Source organism: Nonomuraea composti (assembly GCF_012034275.1).
Lineage (GTDB): Bacteria > Actinomycetota > Actinomycetes > Streptosporangiales > Streptosporangiaceae > Nonomuraea > Nonomuraea composti.
In genome coordinates this window covers 75,462-98,380 of record NZ_JAATEP010000030.1, presented here as the reverse complement: position 1 = coordinate 98,380, position 22,919 = coordinate 75,462, and the positions used below count along the sequence as shown (strand labels likewise).

General features: G+C 73.4%; 19 protein-coding genes. 7 read left to right on the top strand and 12 right to left on the bottom strand.

The genetic code is table 11. From position 1 onward, the window contains the following. Positions 1 to 10: 10 nt before the first annotated feature. The 5 genes from HCN51_RS35010 to HCN51_RS34990 form a co-directional block, all read right to left on the bottom strand. Positions 11 to 2,971, bottom strand: coding sequence for an AAA family ATPase (locus HCN51_RS35010; protein ID WP_206068234.1), 2,961 nt, complete (start codon positions 2,969 to 2,971; stop codon positions 11 to 13). 86 nt (positions 2,972 to 3,057) lie between these two features. Next, on the bottom strand, positions 3,058 to 3,669 hold the full coding sequence (locus HCN51_RS35005; protein WP_168015571.1) for a response regulator transcription factor: 612 nt from the start codon (positions 3,667 to 3,669) through the stop codon (positions 3,058 to 3,060). Positions 3,670 to 3,684: 15 nt separating this feature from the next. Further along, positions 3,685 to 4,776 carry a histidine kinase gene (locus tag HCN51_RS35000; protein WP_168015569.1) on the bottom strand — a complete coding sequence of 364 codons (1,092 nt, stop codon included), beginning with the start codon at positions 4,774 to 4,776 and terminating at the stop codon, positions 3,685 to 3,687. Between the two features lie 10 nt (positions 4,777 to 4,786). Further along, positions 4,787 to 5,488, bottom strand: a complete 702-nt coding sequence (locus HCN51_RS34995; RefSeq protein ID WP_168015567.1) for an ABC transporter permease — start codon at positions 5,486 to 5,488, stop codon at positions 4,787 to 4,789. A 45-nt stretch (positions 5,489 to 5,533) separates the two neighbouring features. Then, positions 5,534 to 6,412 carry an ABC transporter ATP-binding protein gene (locus HCN51_RS34990; protein ID WP_168015565.1) on the bottom strand — a complete coding sequence of 293 codons (879 nt, stop codon included), beginning with the start codon at positions 6,410 to 6,412 and terminating at the stop codon, positions 5,534 to 5,536. 141 nt (positions 6,413 to 6,553) lie between these two features. Between HCN51_RS34990 and HCN51_RS34985 the strand changes: the two genes are divergently transcribed. The 3 genes from HCN51_RS34985 to HCN51_RS34975 all read left to right on the top strand — a co-directional run bounded on the left by HCN51_RS34985 (position 6,554) and on the right by HCN51_RS34975 (position 8,085). After that, the gene (locus HCN51_RS34985) at positions 6,554 to 7,189 is read left to right on the top strand and encodes a PadR family transcriptional regulator (protein WP_080037406.1); all 636 of its coding nucleotides are present in this window, start codon (positions 6,554 to 6,556) and stop codon (positions 7,187 to 7,189) included. Between the two features lie 114 nt (positions 7,190 to 7,303). Continuing rightward, positions 7,304 to 7,687, top strand: a complete 384-nt coding sequence (locus tag HCN51_RS34980) for an SgcJ/EcaC family oxidoreductase (protein WP_168015563.1) — start codon at positions 7,304 to 7,306, stop codon at positions 7,685 to 7,687. After that, the gene (locus tag HCN51_RS34975; RefSeq protein WP_206068233.1) at positions 7,684 to 8,085 is read left to right on the top strand and encodes a hypothetical protein; all 402 of its coding nucleotides are present in this window, start codon (positions 7,684 to 7,686) and stop codon (positions 8,083 to 8,085) included. Before HCN51_RS34980 ends, HCN51_RS34975 begins: the two co-directional genes overlap by 4 nt. A 216-nt stretch (positions 8,086 to 8,301) precedes the next feature. Here HCN51_RS34975 and HCN51_RS34970 read toward each other — a convergent pair whose 3' ends face one another. Next, positions 8,302 to 9,753 carry an alpha/beta hydrolase domain-containing protein gene (locus HCN51_RS34970; RefSeq protein ID WP_240973558.1) on the bottom strand — a complete coding sequence of 484 codons (1,452 nt, stop codon included), beginning with the start codon at positions 9,751 to 9,753 and terminating at the stop codon, positions 8,302 to 8,304. 492 nt (positions 9,754 to 10,245) lie between these two features. Here HCN51_RS34970 and HCN51_RS34965 point away from each other — a divergent pair, with 492 nt between their 5' ends. From HCN51_RS34965 to HCN51_RS34950, 4 genes are all read left to right on the top strand, one after another. After that, the gene (locus HCN51_RS34965) at positions 10,246 to 11,091 is read left to right on the top strand and encodes a shikimate dehydrogenase (RefSeq protein ID WP_168015555.1); all 846 of its coding nucleotides are present in this window, start codon (positions 10,246 to 10,248) and stop codon (positions 11,089 to 11,091) included. 22 nt (positions 11,092 to 11,113) lie between these two features. Then, the gene (locus HCN51_RS34960) at positions 11,114 to 12,901 is read left to right on the top strand and encodes a TIM barrel protein (RefSeq protein WP_168015553.1); all 1,788 of its coding nucleotides are present in this window, start codon (positions 11,114 to 11,116) and stop codon (positions 12,899 to 12,901) included. An 89-nt stretch (positions 12,902 to 12,990) separates the two neighbouring features. Then, positions 12,991 to 14,301 carry an MFS transporter gene (locus HCN51_RS34955; RefSeq protein ID WP_168015551.1) on the top strand — a complete coding sequence of 437 codons (1,311 nt, stop codon included), beginning with the start codon at positions 12,991 to 12,993 and terminating at the stop codon, positions 14,299 to 14,301. Beyond that, positions 14,298 to 15,077, top strand: a complete 780-nt coding sequence (locus HCN51_RS34950; RefSeq protein WP_168015549.1) for an MBL fold metallo-hydrolase — start codon at positions 14,298 to 14,300, stop codon at positions 15,075 to 15,077. The genes HCN51_RS34955 and HCN51_RS34950 overlap by 4 nt, the downstream gene beginning before the upstream one ends. 5 nt (positions 15,078 to 15,082) lie before the next feature. Here HCN51_RS34950 and HCN51_RS34945 read toward each other — a convergent pair whose 3' ends face one another. The 6 genes from HCN51_RS34945 to HCN51_RS34920 all read right to left on the bottom strand — a co-directional run bounded on the left by HCN51_RS34945 (position 15,083) and on the right by HCN51_RS34920 (position 22,867). Continuing rightward, a complete protein-coding gene (locus HCN51_RS34945; RefSeq protein ID WP_168015547.1) occupies positions 15,083 to 15,784 on the bottom strand; it encodes an ABC transporter ATP-binding protein in 702 nt (233 codons plus the stop codon). Next, a complete protein-coding gene (locus HCN51_RS34940) occupies positions 15,781 to 17,586 on the bottom strand; it encodes an ABC transporter permease subunit (protein WP_168015545.1) in 1,806 nt (601 codons plus the stop codon). The genes HCN51_RS34945 and HCN51_RS34940 overlap by 4 nt, the downstream gene beginning before the upstream one ends. Continuing rightward, on the bottom strand, positions 17,583 to 18,452 hold the full coding sequence (locus tag HCN51_RS34935) for an ABC transporter permease subunit (protein ID WP_168015543.1): 870 nt from the start codon (positions 18,450 to 18,452) through the stop codon (positions 17,583 to 17,585). The genes HCN51_RS34940 and HCN51_RS34935 overlap by 4 nt, the downstream gene beginning before the upstream one ends. 1 nt (position 18,453) lies before the next feature. After that, positions 18,454 to 19,596 carry an ABC transporter substrate-binding protein gene (locus HCN51_RS34930; RefSeq protein ID WP_168015541.1) on the bottom strand — a complete coding sequence of 381 codons (1,143 nt, stop codon included), beginning with the start codon at positions 19,594 to 19,596 and terminating at the stop codon, positions 18,454 to 18,456. A 110-nt stretch (positions 19,597 to 19,706) separates the two neighbouring features. Continuing rightward, positions 19,707 to 21,422, bottom strand: a complete 1,716-nt coding sequence (locus tag HCN51_RS34925; RefSeq protein ID WP_168015539.1) for a thiamine pyrophosphate-binding protein — start codon at positions 21,420 to 21,422, stop codon at positions 19,707 to 19,709. Further along, positions 21,419 to 22,867 carry an aldehyde dehydrogenase family protein gene (locus HCN51_RS34920; RefSeq protein WP_168015537.1) on the bottom strand — a complete coding sequence of 483 codons (1,449 nt, stop codon included), beginning with the start codon at positions 22,865 to 22,867 and terminating at the stop codon, positions 21,419 to 21,421. The genes HCN51_RS34925 and HCN51_RS34920 overlap by 4 nt, the downstream gene beginning before the upstream one ends. Positions 22,868 to 22,919 lie beyond the last annotated feature (52 nt).

The following is a 22,919-nucleotide window of genomic DNA, read 5'->3' as shown; positions in this document are numbered from 1 at the left end:
CGTTCCCGGGTCACAGATCGTCGAAGAGCGCCCGCAGCTGGTGGCGGCTGCTGACGCCCAGCTTCGGGTACACGTTGTAGAGGTGCGAGCTGACCGTGCGCACCGACAGCATGAGCTGCTCGGCGATCTCCCGGTTACGCAGGCCCTGCGCCGCCAGCCGGACGATCTGCCGCTGCTGCGCCGTCAGCTCCGACAGCGGGTCGGCGGCGGCGGGGGAGAGCGCCGCGCCGCTCGCGCGCAGCTCCCCGCGCGCCTCCCCGGCCAGTCCGGCCGCCCCCAGCCGGACGAACGTCTCCAGCGCCGTCGCCAGCAGCGGCCGGGCATCCAGGGGGCGGCGCCGGCGGCGCAACCACTGCGCGTAGTGCAGGCGCGCCTGCGCGCGGGCCAGCGGCCACTGGTCGCCGGCCGGGTTCACGGTGGCCAGGCGGAAATGGTGCTCGGCGTCCTTGAGGTCGCCGATCAGGGCCGCTGCGTGGTGCATCAGCAGGGTCATGCGGGTCGTCGGCCGCGGGCCTGATGCCTCCCGTACGTCCCGCAGGACCGCGGCGGCCTCCTCCTGGCGGCCGGTGCGCTGCGCGGCGGCGGCGAGGTCGGCGATCGCGCGGTGCGCCAGGAAGTAGTGCAGCGGCTCGTCGTCCTCCCCGAACAGCGGCCTGAGATGGCGGAAGGCCGCGTCGAAGTCGCCGGCCGCCGCCGCTGCCGTGCCCGCGGCGCGCAGCAGGCGGGCGTGGGTCGCCCGGTTCTCCTCCAGCGCCACCGCCGTCCAGGCGGGGTCCTGCGGCATCGCGGCCGGCTCGCCGCGCAGCGCCCGCAACGTGACGCGCAACGCCTCCGCGTCGATCTCCAGGTGGCGCAGCTTGTGCACCGCCGCCAGCGTGGCGACCGTCTCCAGGTGCTCGTCCGCCTCGGCCCACCGCCCGGTGTCGATCAGCGCCGCGCCCATGGCGGCCAGCGAGGGCGCGGCCGGGCCCATGGAGCCGTACGCGGCCAGCAGCGTGTACGTCCGGCGGAAGACCTCCACGCAGACGTCGGACTCGTCGGCGTACCAGGCGGTCGCGCCGATCGCCTGCAACCGGGTGATCTCCGGCATACCAGGCGCCGCCTGCGGCACCCCGGGCCGCCGCAGTGAGCGCAGCAACTCGGGCGCCCGCGCCGGCTCCGCCCCGGCCAGGGCGGCGGCCCGCACCGCCACGGCCGCCGGATCGTTCTCACCCGCTCCCACGTGGGCGAGCAGGGCCCCGATCGGGCGCCTGAACTCGGGCAGCCCCGACTGGAACGCGACCGCCTGCAGCGCGGAGGCCAGCGCGAGCACGGTGCCGCCGCTCTCGGGCGGGCGCGGCGTCAGGACGCTGGTCAGCACCGCGAAGCCCTGCCGCTGCCGGCCGAACAGCGACAGGGACAGGCCCGCCCCGACCGCCGCGTCCGCCAGCAGCTCGCGGTCCTCGGTCAACGCGGTGACCTTGGCGTAGAGCTCGGCCACCCAGCAGGGGTCACCGGCGTCGCCGGCCGCCCGCAGCGCCTTCGTGTAGCGCCGCGCCCGGTCCACGGGCTCGGGGCTGCACTCGGCGGCCCGCTCCAGCGCCCGGGCCGCCGCGAAGAAGCCGCCGCGCCGCAGGGCGAGCTCGGCCGTGTCCTCCAGCGCCGCCGCCACGGACTCGTCCTGCCCGAGGCAGGCGGCGGCCAGGTGCCAGGCGCGCCGGGCCGGGTCGTCGCCGAGCACGGCCGCGAGGTCGGCGTGCGCCCGCTGCCGCTGGTGCGCCGTGGCCGCGTGGTAGGCGGCGGCCCGCATCAGCGGATGACGGAACGCGATCCGCCCCTCCGCGATCCTGACGAGCCCGGCCTCCTCAGCAGGCGCCCACCCGTCCAGCCCGCCCACGGCACCGGCGGCCTCCGGATCGGTTGTGGCGCCGGCGGCGGCCATGATGGTTTCGAGGCTTTCGTACTCCGAGGCGGCCGCCGCGTACAGGACCAGCCGGCGGGTGGCGGGCGGGAGGGCGCACAGGCGGGCGGCGAACATCTCCTGGATGCGCAAGGTCTGCGGCAGCGCCCCGCCGGAGGGCTCGCCGGACAGGTTGCGGCCCGCGCCCGGCGAGCCCGGCAGCGGCTCGCCGGCGCGGCGGGCGCGGGCCAGCTCGATGATGGCCAGCGGGTTCCCGGCGGCCTGGGCGAGCAGGTCGATGCGGGCGCGTCCGGCGGGCGGGTGGGGCTGGGCGTCGAGCAGCCGCGCCGCCGCGGCCGGGTCCAGCGGCCCCAGGGGTACGAGCGGCAGGTCCGGGACGAGCCCGGCCGGAGGCGTCTGCCCGCGCGCGGCGATCAGCACGGTGACGGCCTCGCCGGCCAGGCGGCGGGTGACGAACCCGAGCACGTCGCGCGAGTCCCGGTCGAAATGCTGGACGTCGTCCACGATCAGGAGAAGGGGCCGGCGCCGGGCCGCTTCGGCGAGCAGGTTGAGCACGCCGATCCTCAGTGGTGCCGGGTCGTGCGGCTCCGCCGCCGCCGCGATGCCGAACGCGGCCTCCACCGCCGCCCGCTGGTGCGCGGGCAGCGCGCCGGCCTCGGGCAGCAGCGGCCGCACGAGCTGGTGCAGGCCGGCGAACGACTGCTCCGCCTCCACCTCGCAGCCCCGGGAGAGCAGGACCCGGGTGCCGACCTGCCGGGCGTACTCGGCCGCGGCCTCCAGCAGCGCGGTCTTGCCGCTGCCCGCCTCGCCGAGCAACAGGGCGGTACGGGCCACGTCCCGCCCGGCGCTCAGCGCGTCCCGCCCTACCGCATGCCTGTCCCGTTCGGCGCTGAGCGCGTCCCGTCCCGCGTCGAGTGCGTCCCGCCCCGCGTCGACGGCGTCGAGGAGGCGCTCGATCTCCGCGCGGCGGCCGAACAGGGAGGCGGCGGCGCCGTCGAGGGCGGGTCGCCGGCCGGGCGGGGCCGGCTGCCGGAGTGGACCTCGACCTGCGACGGCGGTCGGCTCGTCCATGCTGCGCCCCCCGGTTCGTTGAAGTTTCTAGGGCATTGTGCCAGCTCGGGGGTGTTTGCGGTGTTTAGGGCTGGATGTCCCGGTCGTCAGACCAGCCAGCCCTTCTGCTCGGCGATCTCCACCGCCTCCGTCCTGGTCCGGGCGCCGAGCTTCTGGATCGCGGCCGACAGGTGGTTGCGCACGGTGCCGGGCGACAGGTAGAGCTGGCGCGCGATGTCGGCGATGGTGCCGTGGCCGCGGGCGGCGGCCAGGACGTCCGTCTCCCGGGGCGTGAGCGGCGAGGCGCCCTCGCTCAGCGCGGCGATCGCCAGCGACGGATCGATCACCCGCTGCCCGGCCGCGACCTTGCGGATGGCGTCGGCCAGCTCGGTGACCGGCGCGTCCTTCAGCAGGAACCCGGCCGCGCCCGCCGCCATGGCCGCGTGCAGGTAGCCGGTACGCCCGAACGTGGTGACGATGACGACCCTGGTGCCCGGCACGGCCTTCGCGAGCCGGCGCGCCGCCTCCAGCCCGTCGATGCCCGGCATCTCGATGTCGAGCAGCGCGAGATCGGGACGGAACGCCTCGCACGCGCTCACCACCTCGTCACCGCGCCCGACGTCGGCCACCACCTCGATGTCCGGCTCCAGGCCCAGCAGCGTCGCCATCGCACCTCGGAACATCGTCTGGTCCTCGGCCAGCAGGACTCTGATCGTCATCGTGTCTCCCTGAGGTCAGCTCGGGTCGAGAGGGACGGCGACGCTGAGCCGGAAGCCGCCTTCCGGCCGCCGGCCCACGCTGATCTCGCCCCGGAGGGCGGACGCGCGCTCCGACAGGCCGGTGAGCCCGTTGCCCGAGACGGCCGCCTCGGGCCTTTCGTCATCACCCGCGCCCACGCCGTCGTCGCAGATCTCGACGGCGGCCCGGCGCGGCGCCAGCTCCACCGTGATCGAGCAGGACCGCGCCCGGCTGTGCCGCAGCACGTTCGTGACGCCTTCCCGTACGGTCCAGGCGAGCAGCCCCTCGACGGGCACGGGCAGGTCCCAGTCGTCGGGCAGGGACACCGCGCACGCGATCCCCGCCGACCGCGCCGCCGAGACCGCGCCCGCCACTTCGGCGGCCAGGGCGGGCTGGCGGTAGTTCGTGACGGCCTGGCGCACCTCGGCCAGGGCGCGGCGGACGACGGTGTCGATGTCGGCCAGCTCGGCGCCGGCGCGTTCCGGGTCGCGCGGGACGAGCCTCCTGGCCAGCTCGGTCTTCACGGCCACCACCGAGAGGCTGTGGCCGACCAGGTCGTGCAGGTCTCGGGCGATGCGGTTGCGCTCCTCGACGACGGCCAGCCTGGCCAGCTCGCGCCTGGTCTCCTGAAGCTCGCCGATGAGGTCGGCGGTGCGCCTGCTCTGGCGGGCGAAGACGCCGGGCAGCAGCACGAACCCGCCGAGCACGACGGCCGCGCCCGGGTCGGCGCCGTGCAGGAGCGCCAGGGCGACGGCCGCGCCGCTGATCGCGCCCATGTCCCTGGTCCGCAGCTCCCAGCCCGCCTGGCGGGTGGCCCAGGTGGACACGACGATCCAGTGCCAGCCCGCCCACGCCTCCAGCCCGAGGCAGGCGGCGACGAGCCAGAGGTAGCGGGCCCGGCCGGGCCGTACCTTGGCGAGCCCGGCCAGGGCGACGACGGCGAGCGCCCAGGGGACGGCGAGCACGCGGCTCCAGAGCGGGGGCTGGGAGGTGAAGTGATAGATCAGCGCCCAGGCCGTGGCGGCGAGCATGAGCAGCGACCGCACGTCGAACGCCGCACCGAGCGCCCGCCACTTCAGCGGGGGCACGGGGGCACGCTCACCGGGCACCGGCCTCGCGCCGCCACAGGACCAGCGCGGACGCGGCGGCGGCGAGCGCCCATCCGGCCAGTACCGCCAGGCCGCTCGCCTGCGGCCCGTGCCCGCCGGCGATCGCGTAGCCGGCCTGCGCCAGGCTGTAGGTGGGCAGGTACGGCTGGATCGTGGCGAGCACGCCGGGCAGGGTGCCGGAGCCGATGATCCCGCCCAGTGCCGCCAGCGCGAAGAAGATCACCACCAGGCCGATCTGGGCCGTCTTGCCCTTGAGGGTGAGGGCGAGGGTGAGGCCGAGGAGCGCGAAGGGCAGCGAGCCGAGCAGGAGCAGCGCGGCCAGCCCCGCCCACTGCCCGGCGCCGAGGCGGACGCCGCCGGTGGTGACGGCGGCGAGGCAGACGCCCGCCACGCCCGGCAGGATCATGAGCATCCCCTGGACGATCTTCCCGGCGAGCCAGTGCGCGTCGGCCAGCGGCGTGACCCTGAGCTGCCGCAGCCAGCCGCGCAGCCGGTCTTCCGCGACGCCGCCGCCGGAGCCGATGAGCCCGCCGCCGGCCGCCGCGTAGACGGCCATGGCGACCATGGCGGGCACGGAGTTCGAGGTCCTGCCGTAGATGAGGTAGAGCCCGACGGGCATGATCACGAGCAGGAGCAGGTATCGGACGTTCCGGAGGGACCGGAAGATCTCAAACCGCACGAAGCTGAACATTACGCACTCCTTCAGGCGAACGTAAGGGTGGACGGTGACGAAGGGTCAGCGCTGGGCCGAGGTGAGCTGGAGCAGGGCCTCTTCCAGGCCCGCGCCCGAGACCTCCAGGTCCCGGACCCCGCCGATCGAGGAGTACAGCGCGGCCACCGCGCGGTCGGCGTCGTCGGTCATGAGCGTCACGGCGCCGCCGTGCACCGACACCTTCGTCACGCCGGGCAGGGCCAGCAGCCGCGCGGTGTCGGGCGAGTCGAGCACGAACCGCACCGTCCTGCCGCCGGCCATCGCCTTGATCGTGGAGGGGCTGCCGGTCGCCACGACGGCGCCGCCGCCGAGGACGATGACGCGGTCGGCGTAGGCGTCGGCCTCGTCCAGGTAGTGGGTGGCGAACACGGTGGCCGTGCCGCCCGCGCGCACGGCCGCCCAGAAGGCGCGCCGCGACTCGACGTCCATCGCCACCGTCGGCTCGTCGAGGAAGAGCAGCTCGGGCCGCCCCGCCATGGCCACCGCGAACCGCACCCGCTGCGCCTGCCCGCCCGACAGCGCGTCGCAGCGCCGCCCGGCCAGGCCGGTCAGGTCGGCCAGCTCCAGCACGTCGGCCACCGAGCGCCGCCCGCCGTACAGGCGGACCGCCAGCCGCACCACCTCGGCCACCGTGCTGTCGGCGGGCAAGCCGCCCGACTGCAGCATCGCCCCCACCCGGCCCTGCGCGACCGCGCGGTGCGGCGCGGTCCCGAGTACGGTGATCTCGCCCGCGTCGGGCCTGGCCAGGCCGAGCATCAGGTCCACGGCGGTGGACTTGCCGGCTCCGTTGGGCCCGAGCAGCGCCACGGTCTCGCCGGGCGCCACGTGGAAGGTGACGTCGTCGAGGGCGCGCACCCGGCCGTAGCTCTTGCTGACGGCGGTGAAGCTCACGGTGTTCTTCATGGGTGAAACGCTAGGTTCGTGGCGGCTCGGGGATAAGTGCCCGCCGTCGTGACTCCACCCGTGACGATCGTCATGGGTACGGCTGCGTGCGCGGGGCCGCTCTGCGCTATAGTGCGAATTGCAATATAGAAGGGAGAACCAATGGCGCGGCGTCCTGATCTGGTCGGCCTGACCGTGCTGGCCATGCTGTCGGTACGCGCCGGCCACCCGTACGAGCTGCACCGCTTCATCGTCGACACCCACAAGGACTACGTGACGGGGCTGCCCAGAAGCCTCTACCACGCGGTCGAGCGGCTGGCCGGCGACGAGCTGATCGTGCCCGTCGAGACCAGCAGGGAAGGCCGCCGCCCCGAGCGCACGGTCTACGAGATCACCGACGAAGGCCGCCGCGAGCTCGCCACCCGGCTCCGCGCGCTGCTGGAGAACCCGGGGGCCGAGCGCCGCACGTTCACCGCCGCCGTCTCCCTGATGGGCGTCCTGCCCGTGCCCGAGGCGCTGCGGGCGCTGCGGACGCGGGCGGCGTCCATCGAAGGGTCGCTGGCCTCCATGAACGCCCACCTCAAGGCGCTCAAGGACAGTGGCCTGCCCGACGTGCTGACGATCGAGATCGACTACGAGCGGGCGCTCAGCGAGACCGAGCTGGCCTGGCTGCGCAAGCTCATCGCCCGGCTGGAGTCGGGCGAGCTCGACTGGCCGAGCACCCTCAAACGCGAGTTCCTGGAGGACGTGCTCGGCTCCCCGGAGAAACCCGGCGAGCCCGGCGAGCCGGGGCCGTAAGGCGGCCGCCGGGGTGCGCCAACACCCCGGCGGCCGGACATCCGAGAACAAGGCGCCTGCCCTGCCTGGAGTCGCACCCTCAGGATAGGCGCCGCGACCACGAGGAGTTGCGTCATGTCCGATATCCCCCACCCCGAGATCGCCGCGTTGCTGTCCGGCCTCGCCGACGCCTGGAACGCCGGCGACGCCACCGCCTACGCCGCCCTCTTCACCGAGGACGCCGACTACATCACCTTCGACGGCACCCACACCCGGGGCCGCGCGGCCATCGAGTCCACCCACCGCCGGCTCTTCGACGGCCCGCTCAAGGGCTCCACCATGGCCGGCGTCGGCAACGTCACCGTCAAACCCCTGGCCGACGGCGCCGTCCTCGTGATCGCGGCCGGCGGCACCGCCGTGGACGGCCTCCATCGGCCCTCCACCGTCTCCTTCACCGCCGTCCGCACGCCCGAAGGCTGGCGCTTCGCCTCCTTCCAGAACACGCGGGTGGCGTCATGACCACGAGGAAGAAGCTGCTCGCGCAGGCAGCCGGGATCGTCGAGGCGCCCGCCGCCCGCGTCTGGGACGCCCTGGCCGCCGAACTGCTGCCCGACGGCCGCCGCTCCGGCCGCTTCACCGTCGAGGACGTCCCGGGGCACACCTCCACCGTCGAAGTGACCGGGCACACCATCGCCTTCCAGGGCGGCTGGTGGTACCGGGGCGAGTGGAGCGTCGAACCGCACCCCCAGGGGGCGCTGGTCGTGCACCGCGTGTTCAACGTGGCGCAGCGGCTGCGGTGGGGGGTGCCGCTGGCGAACCGGCTCTTCATCGGGTTCGCCGAGAGCACGCGCGCCGGGTTCCTGGACGGGCTCGCGAAGATCGGGCGGCGGGCGGGAGGAGCGGTCCGGCCGGCTTGACCTTCCTGCGGGTCCGGCTCGCTCGGGGCCGCTCTGCCGTTCCTTCTCGGAACGCGGCTTTTCCGGAACGCCGCCCCTCCCGGAATGCCGCAGTCCTTCTCGGAAGGCCGCCGTCCCTCCTGGAACACGGAGAGGGGCGGCGACCGGGTGGCGTGGTGCGAGCCCCTGGTGAGGGGGCCGGGAGATCGGGTTCGGGGCGCGGGTCAGGGGAGCGGGTCAGGGGAGCGGGGTGGTGCGGGCGCGGGCGACGGCCTCCGCGTGGTCGGCGGGCAGGAGGTGGCCCGCCGCCAGCGCCCGGTCGGCCGCCCGGGTGAACGCGGTGACGTAATCCTGCTGGGTGGGATAGAGCTGCCGGATCCGGGCGCTGCTCAACGGGGTGGTCGCGCCCAGCAGCAGGCACGCCCCCGTGACCTCGCCGCCGGAGTTGGTCGGCGCGTAGGCGGCCAGCGGCGCGTCCAGGTCCGGCAGCCGGACCCCGCCCAGCGCGTTCCCGTCCACGTCACGGCGGATGTTGCCGAGCAGCAGGCTGATCGGCGGCCCAGAGGGCGGCGCGCCGAGGCCGCGGACCCAGCGGTCGAGGTGATGGTAGGCGGCGTTGGAGGCGTACCGCCAGGTCATGGCGTTGACGGGCCGGTCGCAGGAGATCGGCCGGCCGTCGTTGATGGCGCGATCGCGGGCGTTCTGGGCGTTGTACTGCGCCAGCCCGTACGCGTCCGCGTGCGACGTCCCGGCCACCTCCCACGTCCGGACGCGGGGGCCGTCGGCCTGGCGGGCGTCCGCGAACGTCCTGACGTCGGTCTCGGACTCGATCTGGAAGACCGGCACGGCGCTGTCGGTGCGGATCCGCGCCGTGAGCGGCAGCGCGATCACCCCTTCACCGATGGGCGCGGCCCCGGCGCCCCGCCCGTGGATCAGGATGCCGTCGTAGGCGGGCACGATCGGCTGGATCGCGTTGGCGAACGTGGCCAGCCGCCCCGCCGACTGGGAGTGCCCCGCGGCCAGCACCTTCACGGGGCCGTCCGTGCCGAGCAGCGCCGCCGCGTCCGCCCGCACCGCCTCCGCCGCCTGCGCGAAGATCGAGTACGACAGCGCGTCCGACGCCAGCGACACCTGGCCGTAGCGGGCCGGATCGAGGCTCCTGAGCTTGTCGGCGCCGACCTTCTGGGTGGTGACGCCGACGTAGGCGTACCCGGCGCGGGCGAAGTGCTCGTACGACTGCGACCACTCGACGCCGATGTCCACGCCGAAGCTGACGTTCAGCCACTCCACGACCACCGTGCCGTTGAACCTCGCCGGGTCGGCGGGCCGCTCGACCAGCAGCCGGGTCGTGTAGTCCTGGACGGTGCCGGTGGCGCGGGCGCCCCACTGGCCGCCGCTGGTCCAGACGCCGACCTTCTGGAACGTGTCGGCGCGCCCGCTCATCAGGAACTCCCGCTCCTGATAGCCACGCGCGCCCAGGTCCACCACCGCCGCCCCGACGGGCCGGCCATGGCCCGCCCCGGGCGGGATCTCGGAGACGACGGGCGCCGCCACGACCTGCGCGGTGGTGGTGTGTGCGGGGGCGGCTTGTGCGGGGGCGGCGGGCAGTGAGAGTGCGGCCGGTGCGAGTACGGCCAGCGCCGGCATCCTCCACACGGCACCGAACCGGGGACGTAAGGGGTGGGACATGGTGACGTTCCTCCTCGGAGGTCCACGCGCGCGGACGGCGGGACCACGACAGTGTCCGCCGCCGGTCCCCGCACCGGCATCGGGGAAATCACCAGTGCTGGTCGCACCCGCACGAGACACCCGTGGAGCGAGCCGCCGCGACCGCCCGCGTCCCCGATCACGTGCACGCCGAGCCGGGGCCGCCGCTCCTCGCACGCCGCACGCGGGTCCGCACGCGGGACGACGCCGTGGTGCCGCGACGAACCGGTTGCGCAGGAGCGCGGGACCTAACCGCGGGGGGCGGCCCACGGCCGACTGGCGAGCGCTCGCCACGGGCGCCGGCGCCTCGGGCGCACCCTCCAGGGCCAACGGTGCTCCGTTCGCAAGGTACGTACTGGATAGTCCGTAAGCCTCCGATGCGTGTCCGGGGAAGTCAAGGGCCGTGTCTAGCCAGCTAACTCACTAGTACGTACATTAGGGAAACCGCACCACCTGCTGGAGAGGAACACGTGAATGGACTCATTCCTGGTCGGGTTGATCGGCGCGGGCATCGGCCCCTCCTGGAGCCCGCCGCTGCACGAGCAGGAGGCCGTGCACCACGGGCTGCACTACGTCTACCGGCTCCTGGACACCGACCGGCTGGGCGGGGACGTGGGCGAGCTGGTCCGCACGGCCCGCCGGTTCGGCTACGACGGGCTCAACATCACCCACCCCTGCAAGCAGGCCGTCATCCCGCACCTGGATGAGCTGTCGCCGGACGCCCGCATGCTCGGCGCCGTCAACACGGTCGTGTTCGACGGCGACCGCGCCATCGGTCACAACACGGACTGGACGGGCTTCGCGGAGTCGTTCGCGCGGGGTCTGCCCGACGCGCCCACCCGCAGGGTCGTGCAGCTCGGGGCCGGTGGCGCGGGAGCGGCGGTCGCGCACGCGTTGCTGACCATGGGCGCCGACCGGATCACCCTGGTCGACGCGGACCCGGCGCGGGCCGACGCGCTCGCCGGCGAGCTGGCCGGCCGCTTCGGCGCGGGGCGGGCCCGCCCGGCGGGCGCGGCCGAGCTGCCGGAGCTGCTGGGGCACGCCGACGGGCTGGTGCACGCCACCCCCACCGGCATGGCACACCATCCGGGGCTGCCGCTGCCCGCCGAGCTGCTGCATCCCGGCCTGTGGGTGGCCGACATCGTCTACCGGCCGCTGGAGACCGAGCTGCTCAAGCACGCGCGCGCGGCCGGCTGCCGGACGCTCGACGGCGGCGGCATGGTCGTCTTCCAGGCCGTGCACGCGTTCCGGCTGTTCACCGGCCGGGAGCCGGACGCCGAGCGGATGTTCGCCCACCTGACCGACCTCATCGCCGTCTGACGGCCCAGCCAAAGGAGGAAGTGTGCGTAAGTCCATCGCCACCGTGTCGGTGAGCGGCACTCTCACGGAGAAGCTGGAGGCGATCGCCGCCGCCGGCTTCGACGGGGTGGAGATCTTCGAGAACGACCTGCTGGCCTGCCCCCTCTCCCCCGAGGAGGTCCGGGCGAGGGCCGCCGACCTGGGGCTCGGCATCGACCTCTACCAGCCCTTCCGCGACTTCGAGGCGGTGCCGCCTGAGGTGCTGGCGGGGAACCTGCGCCGGGCCGAGCGCAAGTTCCAGGTGATGGAGCGGCTGGGGGCGGACCTGCTGCTGGTCTGCTCGAACGTCTCGCCCGCCGCGATCGGCGACGACGAGCTGGCCGCCGAGCAGCTGCGGCTGCTGGCCGAGCGGGCCGCCGAGCACGGCGTGCGCATCGCGTATGAGGCGCTGGCCTGGGGCCGGCACGTCAACGCGTACCTGCACGCCTGGCGGATCGTCCGCATGGCCGACCACCCGAATCTCGGCACGTGCCTGGACAGCTTCCACATCCTGTCGCGCGGCTCCGACCCGATCGGCATCGAGGCCATCCCGGGCGAGAAGATCTTCTTCCTGCAGCTCGCCGACGCGCCGCTGCTGGCCATGGACGTGCTGCAGTGGAGCCGCCACTACCGCTGCTTCCCGGGGCAGGGCAACTTCGACCTGGCGGGGCTGACCGCCAGCGTGCTGCGTGCCGGGTATGCGGGGCCGCTGTCGCTGGAGGTGTTCAACGACGTGTTCCGGCAGGCGTCCGCCGAGCGGACCGCGCTGGACGGCATGCGCTCGCTCATCGCGCTGGAGCAGAATCTGGACGGGGTGACGCATCCGGCCGTGCCCGCCGGGTTCGCCTTCGCGGAGCTGGCCGACCCGGATCCCGGCGGCGGCACCCTGGGCGGGTTGCTGAGCGCGCTCGGCTTCGTGCGGACGGGGGTGCACGCGAGCAAGCCGGTCGAGCTGTGGTCGCAGGGCGAGGCCCGCCTCCTGCTGAACGCCGGCGCGGACGCGGGGGAGCCGGCCCTGGTGGCGATCGGCCTGGACAGCCCGGATCCGGGTGGCGCGGTCAAGCACGCCGGATCGTTGCTGTCGCCCGTGCTGCCCCGCGAGCGCGCCCCCGAGGACGTCCCGCTGGACGCGGTCGCCGCCCCGGACGGCACCGAGATCTTCTTCTGCGACACCGCCTGGCTGGCCGACTTCGCCCCGGCCGCACCCGCCCGGCTCGCCGACCTCACCCCTGGCACGCCCGTTGCGGGCCCCATCACGGGTCCCATCACGGGCATCGACCACGTGGCGCTCACCCAGCCGCTGCACTACTTCGACGAGGCGGCGCTCTTCTACCGCAGCGTGCTCGGCCTGCGCCCGCAGGAGAGCCTGGAGCTGCCGGACCCGTACGGCCTGCTGCGCAGCAAGGCCATGTCGGCCCCGGACGGCGCGGTCCGCATGGTGGTGAACATCGCCCAGGTCGGCGCCGGCCACCTGCCGTGGCAGCACATCGCGCTGGCCTGCGACGACGTCGTGGCTGTGGCGCGCAGGCTGCGGGCGGAGCAGCCGGGCCTGCTGCTGCCCATCCCGGGCAACTACTACGACGACCTGGAGGCCCGCTACGAGGTGGATCCGGAGCTGCGCCGGCTCGGCGTGCTCTACGACCGCGACGGGGACGGCGGCGAGTTCCTGCACCTGTACACGGTGACCGTCGGCCGGGTCTTCTTCGAGCTCGTCCAGCGGGTCGGCGGCTACCAGGGGTACGGCGCCGGCAACGCCCCCATCCGGCTGGCCGTGCAGCACGCGGGCGCGTAATCCCGCGGCAACACCCTTGTAATGTACGAACCAGTGAGTTAGTTTCCTGTAACCGCACTACCCCCCGACGTCACCCTGAGGAGCATATTGTGACGGTGCAGGGCAAACCCCGCAAAGCGGCCATTGCAGCCTGGATCGGCAGTGCCTTGGAGTACTACGACTTCTTCATCTATGGCACCGCCGCGGCGCTGGTCTTCAACAAGATCTTCTTCCCGTCCTCCTCGCCCGCCACGGGCACGCTGCTCGCCCTGGCCACCTTCGGCGTCGGCTACCTGGCCAGGCCGGTGGGCGCGTTCGTCCTCGGGCACATCGGTGACAAGTTCGGGCGCAAGCGGGTGCTGGTCACCACGCTGCTCATGATGGGCGGCTCCACGTTCCTGGTCGGCTGCCTGCCCACCTACGACCAGGTCGGGCTGGCCGCGCCGATCATGCTCGTGCTGCTCCGCCTGCTGCAGGGCTTCTCCGTCTCCGGCGAGCAGGCGGGCGCCAACTCCATGACGCTGGAGCACGCCCCCGAGCACCGCCGCGCGTACTACACCAGCTTCACCCTCAACGGCACCCAGGCCGGCCAGATCATCGCCACCGCGATCTTCCTGCCCATCGCCGCCCTGCCCGAGGAGCAGCTGCTGAGCTGGGGCTGGCGGGTGCCGTTCTGGCTGAGCGTGATCGTGGCCGTGGTCGGCGTCGTCATCCGCCGTACGCTGGAGGAGACGCCCGCCTTCGAGCAGGAGGTCGCCACCAACACGGTGGCGAGGATGCCGCTGGCCGTGCTCTTCCGCGAGCAGTGGCGGGACGTGCTGCGCGTCGTCGTCGCCGCGGTCATCGCCTCGGTCAGCACGATCTTCACCGTGCACGCCCTGTCGTACGCGGTCAACACGATGGGCCTGGAGCGCGGCCCGATGCTCTGGGTCGGCGTGCTGGCCAACGTCGCCGCGGTGATCACGATCCCGCTGTGGGGCAGGCTGTCGGACCGGGTCGGCCGCAAGCCGGTCTTCGTCGGCGGCTCGCTCGGCTGCGCGGTGCTGATGTTCGCCTACCTGTGGTCGATCTCCGCCGGCGACTATCTGCTGATCTTCCTGGCCGGCATCCTGATGTTCGGCGTCGTGCACAGCGCCACCAGCGCCGTGTGGCCCTCCTTCTACGGCGAGATGTTCACCACCCGGGTCCGCCTGTCGGGCATGGCGATCGGCACCCAGATCGGCTTCGCCATCGCCGGCTTCGCGCCCACGGTCGCCACGGCCGTGGCCGGCACCGGGCCGGAGAGCTGGCTCGGCGTCTCGGTCATCACGGCCGTGGTGTGCCTGGTCAACGTGGCCGCCGTCGCGACGGCGCGGGAGACGTACAAGGTGCCGACCGCGCAGCTCGGGCTCAAGCTTCCGGCCGGACAGGTGAAAGTGTGAGCGCGCGGTACACCGTCCACGCCGTGCGTTACGCGCAGCGCGACGCGCGGCGCGGCGAGCACTTCCACGGCCACGAGCCCGGCGGCGACAGCCCCCACCCGACCTCCTACTACGTCTGGGCGGCCGTCTCCGCCGAGCACACGGTCGTCGTCGACACCGGCATCGCGCCGGAGCGGGCGGCTCGCGTCCAGGGCCTCGACTACCGCTGCTCACCCGTCGAGGCCCTGGCCGAGCTCGGCATCGACGCCGCCTCGGTGGATCACGTCGTGCTGACCCATTTGCACTACGACCACACCGGCACCGCCCGCGACTTCCCCCGGGCCCGCTACGTGGTGCAGCGGGCCGAGCTGGACTACTGGAGCGGCCCGTGGGCCGAGCGGATCACCCGCGAGCGCTGGCTGCTCGACGACGCCGACCTCGCCCACCTGACCTCCGCCGGGAAGGACGGCCGGGTGGACGTGGTGCACGGCGACGCCGAGGTGGCGCCCGGCCTGAGCGTGCACCTGGTCGGCGGGCACACGGCGGGCATGCAGGTGGTGCGGGTCGCCACCGCCCGCGGCCCCGTCGTGCTGGCCTCCGACGCCAGCCACTTCTACGAGAACATCGAGACCGACCGCCCGTTCCCGATCCTGCACAGCATGCCCGGCATGTACGGCGCCTTCGACCGCATCAAGGAGCTGGCCGGCGGCCCCGGGCTCGTGGTCGCCGGCCATGACCCCCTTGTGCTCGAACGTTTCCCGCTGCGCACCCCCGACGTCGCGGTGATCAGCCCGTAGAAGGATCAGAGGCCGAGGTAGATGCGCCGGACCTGCGGGTCGTCGCTCAGCTCGGCCGAGGTGCCGCTCGCGGCGATCTCGCCGTTCTCCATGACGAGGCAGGTGGTGGTGACGTCGAAGGTGAGCTTGGCGTTCTGCTCGACGAGCAGGATCGCCAGGCCACCGGCGTTGAGCTGCTTCAGCACGCCGGCGATGTCGCCGACGAGCTTCGGCGACAGCCCCATCGACGGCTCGTCGAGCAGCATCACCTTCGGCCGGCACATCATGGCCCGGCCGACGGCCAGCATCTGCTGCTGCCCGCCCGACAGCGCGCCGGCCAGCCGGCCGCGCATCTCGCCCAGCACCGGGAACAGCTCGTACACCTCGTCGATCGGGGTGCGCTTCCAGCTGCTGGTGTACGCGCCGAGCAGCAGGTTCTTCTCGACCGTGAGCCCGGGGAAGACGTGCCGGCCCTCGGGGACGTAGCCGATGCCGTGCCGCACCAGCGTGTGGGCGGGGGCGCGCAGCAGGTCGTGCGCGCCGAACCGGATGACCCTGGCCCGGCGGGGCGCGAGGCCCATGATGGCCTTGAGGGTGGAGGACTTGCCGGCGCCGTTCGCGCCGATGATGCCGAGCGACTGGCCCGGCTCGACGGTGAACGACACGTCGTGGGCGGCGCGGACGCCGCCGTAGTGCACCGACAGCCCGTCCACGGTGAGTGTGCTCATCTGGTGGCCTCCTCGACGGCGGCTTCCGCGCTCTCCTCGGTCGGCGCGGCCATCGAGTCGCCGAGGTAGGCGGCGACGACGTCCGGGTGCACGGCCACCTCCGCGGGCGGGCCGTCGGCGATCACCCTGCCGCTGGACAGGACGGTGACCTGGTCGCACAGCGACATGACCAGCCCCATGTTGTGCTCGATGATGATCACGGTGACGCCCGCGTCCCTGATGGACCGGACGATCTCGGCGAGCTGCCGCACCTCCTCGCCGTTGAGCCCGGCGGCGGGCTCGTCCAGCAGCAGCAGGTCCGGTGCCATGGCCATGGCGCGGGCCAGCTCGATGCGGCGCTGGATACCGTACGGCAGCGAGCGCGGCTCGGCGTCGGCCACCTCCGCCAGCCCGAACCGCTCGATCAGCTCGCCGGCCCGCCGGCGCAGCACCCGCTCGTAGCCCAGCACCTTCCACGGCAGGCTCGGGTAGCGCCAGATCCACCAGGTGCGGGTGCGGTCCAGGCCGAGCAGCAGGTTCTCGCGCACGCTGAGGTCCTCGAACAGGCGCAGGTTCTGGAAGGTGCGCGCGACCCGGCGCTGGGCGAGCCGGTACGGCGCCATCCCGGTCACCTCGCGCCCGCGCAGCAGCACCGCCCCCTGGCCGGGCGTGTAGAAGCCGCTGATCACGTTGAACAGCGTCGTCTTGCCCGACCCGTTCGGCCCGACGATGCCGCGGATCTGCCCTTCCGGCACGGTCAGCGACACCCCGTCGAGCGCGACCAGGCCCTTGAAGCGCATGGTGACGCCGCGGATCTCCAGCACGTCCGCCCCGCCGGCGCGGGCCGCCGCCTCGTACGGCTGGAACGGCCCGAGCTGGGCCCGCGAGCCGCCGCCGCGCCGGCGCAGCAGTGACCGGAGCTGGTCCGGCAGGCCCGCCAGGCCCTTGGGCGCGAACACCACCACCAGCACCACCACGAGGCCGTAGCCGAGCTGGGCGTAGCCGGAGGCGTCCAGCAGCGCCTCCCTGACCAGCGACAGCGCGACCGCGCCGACGACGCAGCCGAGGATGCTGCTCCGCCCGCCGATGATCACCATGGCGAGCAGCAGGAACATGTTCGCGATGGTGAAGGACTCGGGGGCGACGAAGCGGATCAGCCCGGCGTACAGGATGCCGGCCAGGCCGCCGTACAGGCCGGACAGCACGAACGCGGTCATCCGCAGCAGCGGGATCTCCGCGCCCAGCGCCCCGGCGGCCAGGTCGTCGTCCCGCATCGCGCGCAGGCGGCGGCCCAGCGGCGAGCGGACGACGAGCAGCGCGAACGCCAGCGCGACCGCGAAGACGACCAGCTCGACGTAGTAGAACAGGTAGCCGCTGGACAGGTCGACGCCGAACATCGGCGGCACCGGCAGGTCGCTGATGCCCTCGGCGCGCCCGGCGACGTGCGCGTTGGTGACCCAGTTGGTGAACGCCAGCGCCAGGCCGAGCGTGACGATGCCCAGGTAGTGCGACTGCATGCGCAGCGCGGGGATGCCGACCAGCAGGCCGGCCACGACGGCCGTGACCAGGGCGAGCAGCGCCGCCGTCCAGAAGCCGAGGCCCGCCCGCGTGGTCAGGATGGCGACGGTGTACGCGCCGACGCCGAAGAAGGCGACCTGGGCCAGGTTGATCTGCCCGGCCACCCCCATGGTCAGGCCGAGCCCGACGGCCAGGATCGCGAAGATGATCGCGACGTCGGCGACGTGGATGGCGTACCCGCCCAGGCCGTACGGCAGCAGCCAGGCCGCGAGCGCGGCGAGGATGATGAACAGGATGCGTCTCACGCGCGATTCACCGTGGCCTCTCCGAAGATCCCGGTGGGGCGGATCATGACGATGACGGCGAACACCAGGAACGTGACCAGCTCGGAGTACTCCTGGAAGTTGCCCGCGGCGAACGCGTCGAGCAGGCCGAAGGCCAGGCCGCCGACGATCGCGCCGGGCATGCTGCCGAAGCCGCCGAGCATGGCCGCGGCGAAGCCCTTGATGCCCAGGGTGGCGCCCATGGTGGGGTTCACGTACAGCATGGGGCCGATGAGGCTGCCCGCCAGCGCGGCCAGGCCGGCCCCGATGGCGAAGGCCATGGCGTTGCTGCGGCCGACGTGGATGCCGACGGCGGTGGCCGCCTGGTGGTCCATGGCGACCGCCTGCATGGCCGCGCCCCGCTTCGTGCGCTGCAGGAACAACGCCAGCAGCCCGGTCGCGGCGGCGGCCACGGCGATCACCAGCAGGCTGTAGGTGGGGATGCGGATCCCGGCCACGTCGATCGGCCCCGTCGCGACCGGCGACGGCACGGCGTGCCCGGTCGCGCCCCAGACGAGGACCGCGCCCGCCTCCAGCACCGCGCCGAAGCCGATGGTGCCGATCAGCATGAGCGTGAAGTCCTTGTTCTCCAGCGGGCGCAGGAAACGCTCGATGACCAGGCCGATCAGGGCTGTCACCGCGATGGCGACCACGATCGCGACCGCGAACGGCAGCCGCGTGGCCAGGTAGAAGGTGGAGGCGGCGTACGCGCCGATCATGACGACGCTGCCGTGGGCGAAGTTGACCAGGCCCATGGTGCGGTAGACGATCGAGAAGCCCATCGCCACCAGCGCGTACACCGCCCCGAACGTGACCCCGCCGATCAGGGTCTGAAGGAGGACCTGCACGTCAGCTCGCGGCCTCGGGCACGACCTTGCCGTCCTTGACCAGGCCGATCTTGGTCTCGTGGATGCCGACGCCGTTGGCGTCGTAGGTGTAGGTGCCGAGCAGCCCGGCGCGCTTGACGCCGCGGATGGCGTCGGCCAGCTTCTGGCCGCCCTCGCCCTTGGTCTGCTTGAGCGCCTCGACGAGGATCGAGGCCCCGTCGTAGGCCTTGGCGACGTGCATGCGGGCCTCCTCGTTGTAGGCGGCCTTGTACCTGGCGGCGAACTCCTTGATCTCCGGGGTGGCCTCGTTGCTCAGGTAGGGGGAGCTGACGATCGTGCCCTCGGCGTTCTTCAGGCCGGCGGTGGTGGCGTACACGTCGGTGCCGACGGGGGCGCCGCCGGCGAAGACGGCCTTGATGCCCAGCTCGCGGGCCTGCTTGGCGATCAGCCCCGACTGGACCTCCTCGGCGCCGATGAACAGCACCTCGGGGTCCTGCTCGCGGATCTTGGCGAGGTTGGCGTTGAAGTCCTTCTGGTCGGGGGTGACGACCTCGTCGGCGGCGGGGGTGACGTTCCTGGTCTTGAGGGAGTTGAGGAACGCGTCGTGCTCGCCGGCCCCGTAGGCGCCGTTGTTGCTGATCAGCGCGATCTTCTTCATGCCCTTGTCGTCGACGAGGTACTTGGCGAGCGTCTCGTCGAAGGTGACGCTGGTCGGCGCGTTGAGGAAGAGGAACGGGCTCTTCAGCTCGGCCAGCTTGGGCGACTGGCCGGAGGTGATGTTCGGGATCTTGGCGTCCTTGAGTATGGGGGCCATGGCGAGGGTGACCGCGCTCTCTGCGGTGCCGAGCATCGCGACGTACCCCTCGGCGGCGATCTTCCTGGCCACGTTGGTGCCCACCGTGGGGTCGCCCTGGCTGTCGAAGAGGTCGAGCTGGATCTGCCGGCCGTGCACGCCGCCGGCCTTGTTGGCCTCGTCGATGGCGAGCTTGACGCCCTTGTGCTCCCACTGGCCGAGCGAGCTGAGCTGGCCGCTCTGCGCGTTGACGTTCGCGACCTTGATGGGGCCGGTGGCGGTGGCGCCGGACCCGGCCTGCTGACCGGGCGGGGCGCAGGCGGCGAGCGCCAGCAGGGCGGCGGCCGCGATGGTGGATCTCGTGAAACGCACGGTTCACCTCTAGGGGGGTGGGTGAGAGTTAATTCACGGACTAGTACGTTCGTTATAAGCGACGAGGCAAGCGGAGGGAATCTCGAACGTGCAACGGTTTGCGGGCCCGATCAGTCGGTGAACAGCCCCTGGTAGATGTCCTTGATGTTCCAGTGACCCGGCGTCGGCACCGGCTCGTTCACCATCGGCACGTCGATCACGGCCGGGCGCCGGCTCGCCGCCGCCGCGCGCAGCGCCGCCCCGAGATCGCCGGGCGCGGCGACGGTGTGGCCGTCGGCGCCGCACGCCCTGGCCAGCGCGGCGAAGTCCGGGCTGTACGGCCGCCCCGACGGGTCGGTGAAGTCGCAGCCATGGCTGCGGCCGAAGTGCGCCGACTGCAGGTCCGAGATCGTGCCGTGGGCGCGGTTGTTCATCACCACGAAGATCACCGGCGCGCCCTGCTCGACCGCCAGCGGCACGGCCGGCAGCTGCGCGCTCATGCCGCCGTCGCCGATCAGCGCCACCACCGTCCTGCGCGGCTGTGCGAGCTGCACGCCGACGGCGGCGGCCGGCCCGAACCCCATGGTGGAGGCCCCGCCCGGCGTGATGAAACGGCCTTCGGCGGGCAGCTCGTAGCACTGGGCGACGCCGTTCTTGTTCCAGCCCACGTCCGTCACCAGGATCGTCTCCGGCGGCAGCGCGTCCCGCAGGTCGCGCAGGATGCGCTCGGGCCGCAGCGGGAAGTCCGCGCTCGCGCCCCGCTCCCTGCTGGCCGCGAACAGCTCCGTGCGCGCCCGCATGATCTGCTTGCGCAGCTCCGCCCGCTCGCGCGCCGGATGCGCTAGCGCGGCTTCCGCGATCGCCTCCGCCGCGAGCCGCACGTCGGCCACGGCGCCGAGCTCCGCCGGGTAGTTGCGGCCGATCTCGGCCGGGTCGATGTCGATCTGGATCAGCGTGCTGCCGGAGAAGTCCCAGGTGAAGCGGGGGTCCCAGGAGCTGGCGTCGGTCTCGGCGAACCGGGTGGCCAGCGCCAGCACCACGTCCGCCTCACGCGCGTAGCTGTTGGTCAGCTCCAGCCCCCAGAAGCCCGGCATGCCGATGACCAGCGGATGCGCGTCCGGCACCGTGCCCTTGGCCATGAGCGAGTGCGCGATGGGGATGTCGAGGTGCTCGGCCAGCCGCACCAGCGGCCCGGCGTCCTCGCGCAGGCCGCCGCCCACGTAGATCAGCGGGCGCTCGGCGCCGGCCAGGCGCGCGGCGATCAGCTCGGCCGTCTCCTGCGGCAACGCCGGCGGGGCCGCGTGGCTGACCGGCGGGAACCGCGCGGCGGGCCGCGAGAAGACGTCCATCGGCACGTTGACCAGCACCGCGCCCGGCCGCCCCGACGTGGCCGTCCAGAACGCCCGCTCGACGGACCGGCCCAGGTCCTGCGCCCGGTGCACGTTCCAGGCCCGCTTGACGAACGGCCGGAACACGCTCGCCTGGTCGGCGTCGGCGTGCAGGTTGATCTCCTGGTGCGGATGCCGGCCGTGATAGTACGACGGGATGTCGCCGGAGATCACCACCAGCGGTACCGAGTCCAGCGCGGCCGTCATCACGCCCGTCGCGGCGTTGGTCAGGCCGGGCCCCACGTGCACGAGCAGCACCCCGGGCCGGCCCGAGGCGCGGGCGTAGCCGTCGGCGGCGTGCGCGGCGGCCTGCTCGTGGCGGGCGATGACGAATCGGATCGGGCTGTCGGCCAGCGCGTCCAGGACCGCGATGTTGGTGTGGCCGCAGGTGCCGAAGACGTACTCGACGCCGAGCGCCTCCAACTGCCGGACCAGCGCGTGGGCTGCTGTGTCGGTCACTCGTCCCCCCAGATGGACAGGCCCTTGAGCATCAGGGTCTTGGTCACGGTGAAGTCCTCGATCATCCAGCGCGGCGACTCGCGGCCGATGCCCGAGTCCTTCACGCCACCGAACGGCACGTGGTCGAGGCGGAAGTTCGACGAGCCGTTCACGACCAGGCCGCCGACCTCCAGCTCCCGCCAGGCGGTGACGACGCGGCGCACGTCGTGGGTGAACAGCCCGGCCTGCAGCCCGTACGAGCTGCGGTTGCACTCCTCCAGCACCTCGTCGAACCCGTCGTAGGGGAGCACGGCCACCAGCGCGCCGAACACCTCCTCGCGCACCACCCTCGCCTCGGCGGGCGGGGCGACCACCACGGTCGGCGCCATCACCGCGCCGTCGCGGGTGCCGCCGGCGGTCACGCGGGCGCCCTGCCCGGCGGCCTCGGCCGTCCAGCGCACCACCCGCTCGGCCGCGTCGTCGTCCACCATGGAGCCGACGTCCGTGCCCGGGTCCAGGGGGTCGCCCACGGCCAGCGCCTTCACCTGCGTGGTCAGCGCGTCGGCGAACTCCTCGAACCGGGCCCGCTGCACGTAGACGCGCTGCACGGAGATGCAGCTCTGGCCGGAGTTGCTGTAGCCGGTGCGGGCGCACGCCAGCGCCGCCTCGGCGACGTCGGCGTCCTCGCACACGATGGTCGCGGCGTTCCCGCCGAGCTCCAGCATGACCCGCTTCGGCCCGGCCGCGTGCGCGACCGCGTGCCCGGCCGTCACCCCGCCGGTGAAGCTGACCACGGCGATCTCCGGCGCCGCGCACAGCCGCGCGCCCACGTCGGCGCCGCCGTGCAGCACCTGCACCGCCTCGACCGGCATCCCGGCCTCCAGCAGCAGCTCCACCAGCGCGGTGGAGACCGCGGGCGCCTGCGGCGGCGGCTTGACGATCGTGGTGTTCCCGGCCGCGAAGGAGGCGGCCAGCTTGTGGGCGAGCAGGTTCGCCGGCGCGTTGAACGGCGTGATCGCCAGCACCGGCCCGGCCGGGGCGCGCTGCGTGAGCGCCGTGTTGCCGACCCCCCGGCCCCAGCCCGCCACCGGCAGCACCTCGCCGCCGATCGCCCGGGCCTCGGCGGCGGCGACGGCCAGGGTGTCGGCGACGCGCAGCACCTCGCCGCGCCCGTCCTTGAGCGGCTTGCCCAGCTCCAGCGCCAGCAGCCGGGCCAGGCGCTCGCCCCGCTCGGTGACCAGGGCGGCGGCCCGCTCCAGGATCGCGGCCCGGGTGGCGGGCGCCAGCCGGGTGATCCGCCGGGCGGAGCGCCGGGCGTAGGCCAGGGCGGCGGTGACGTCCTCGGGCCGCGCGGCGCGGGCCCGGCTGACGGGCTCGCGTACGTACGGGCCGATGCGTTCGGCCTGCGGGCCGTCGGTGAGCCACTGCCCGGCCACCAAGGATCCGGCTTCGTGGATGGTGTTCATGATGACTCCCACTGAATCCGCTCAGCGGTTCTGATAATCCGCACTGTGGATT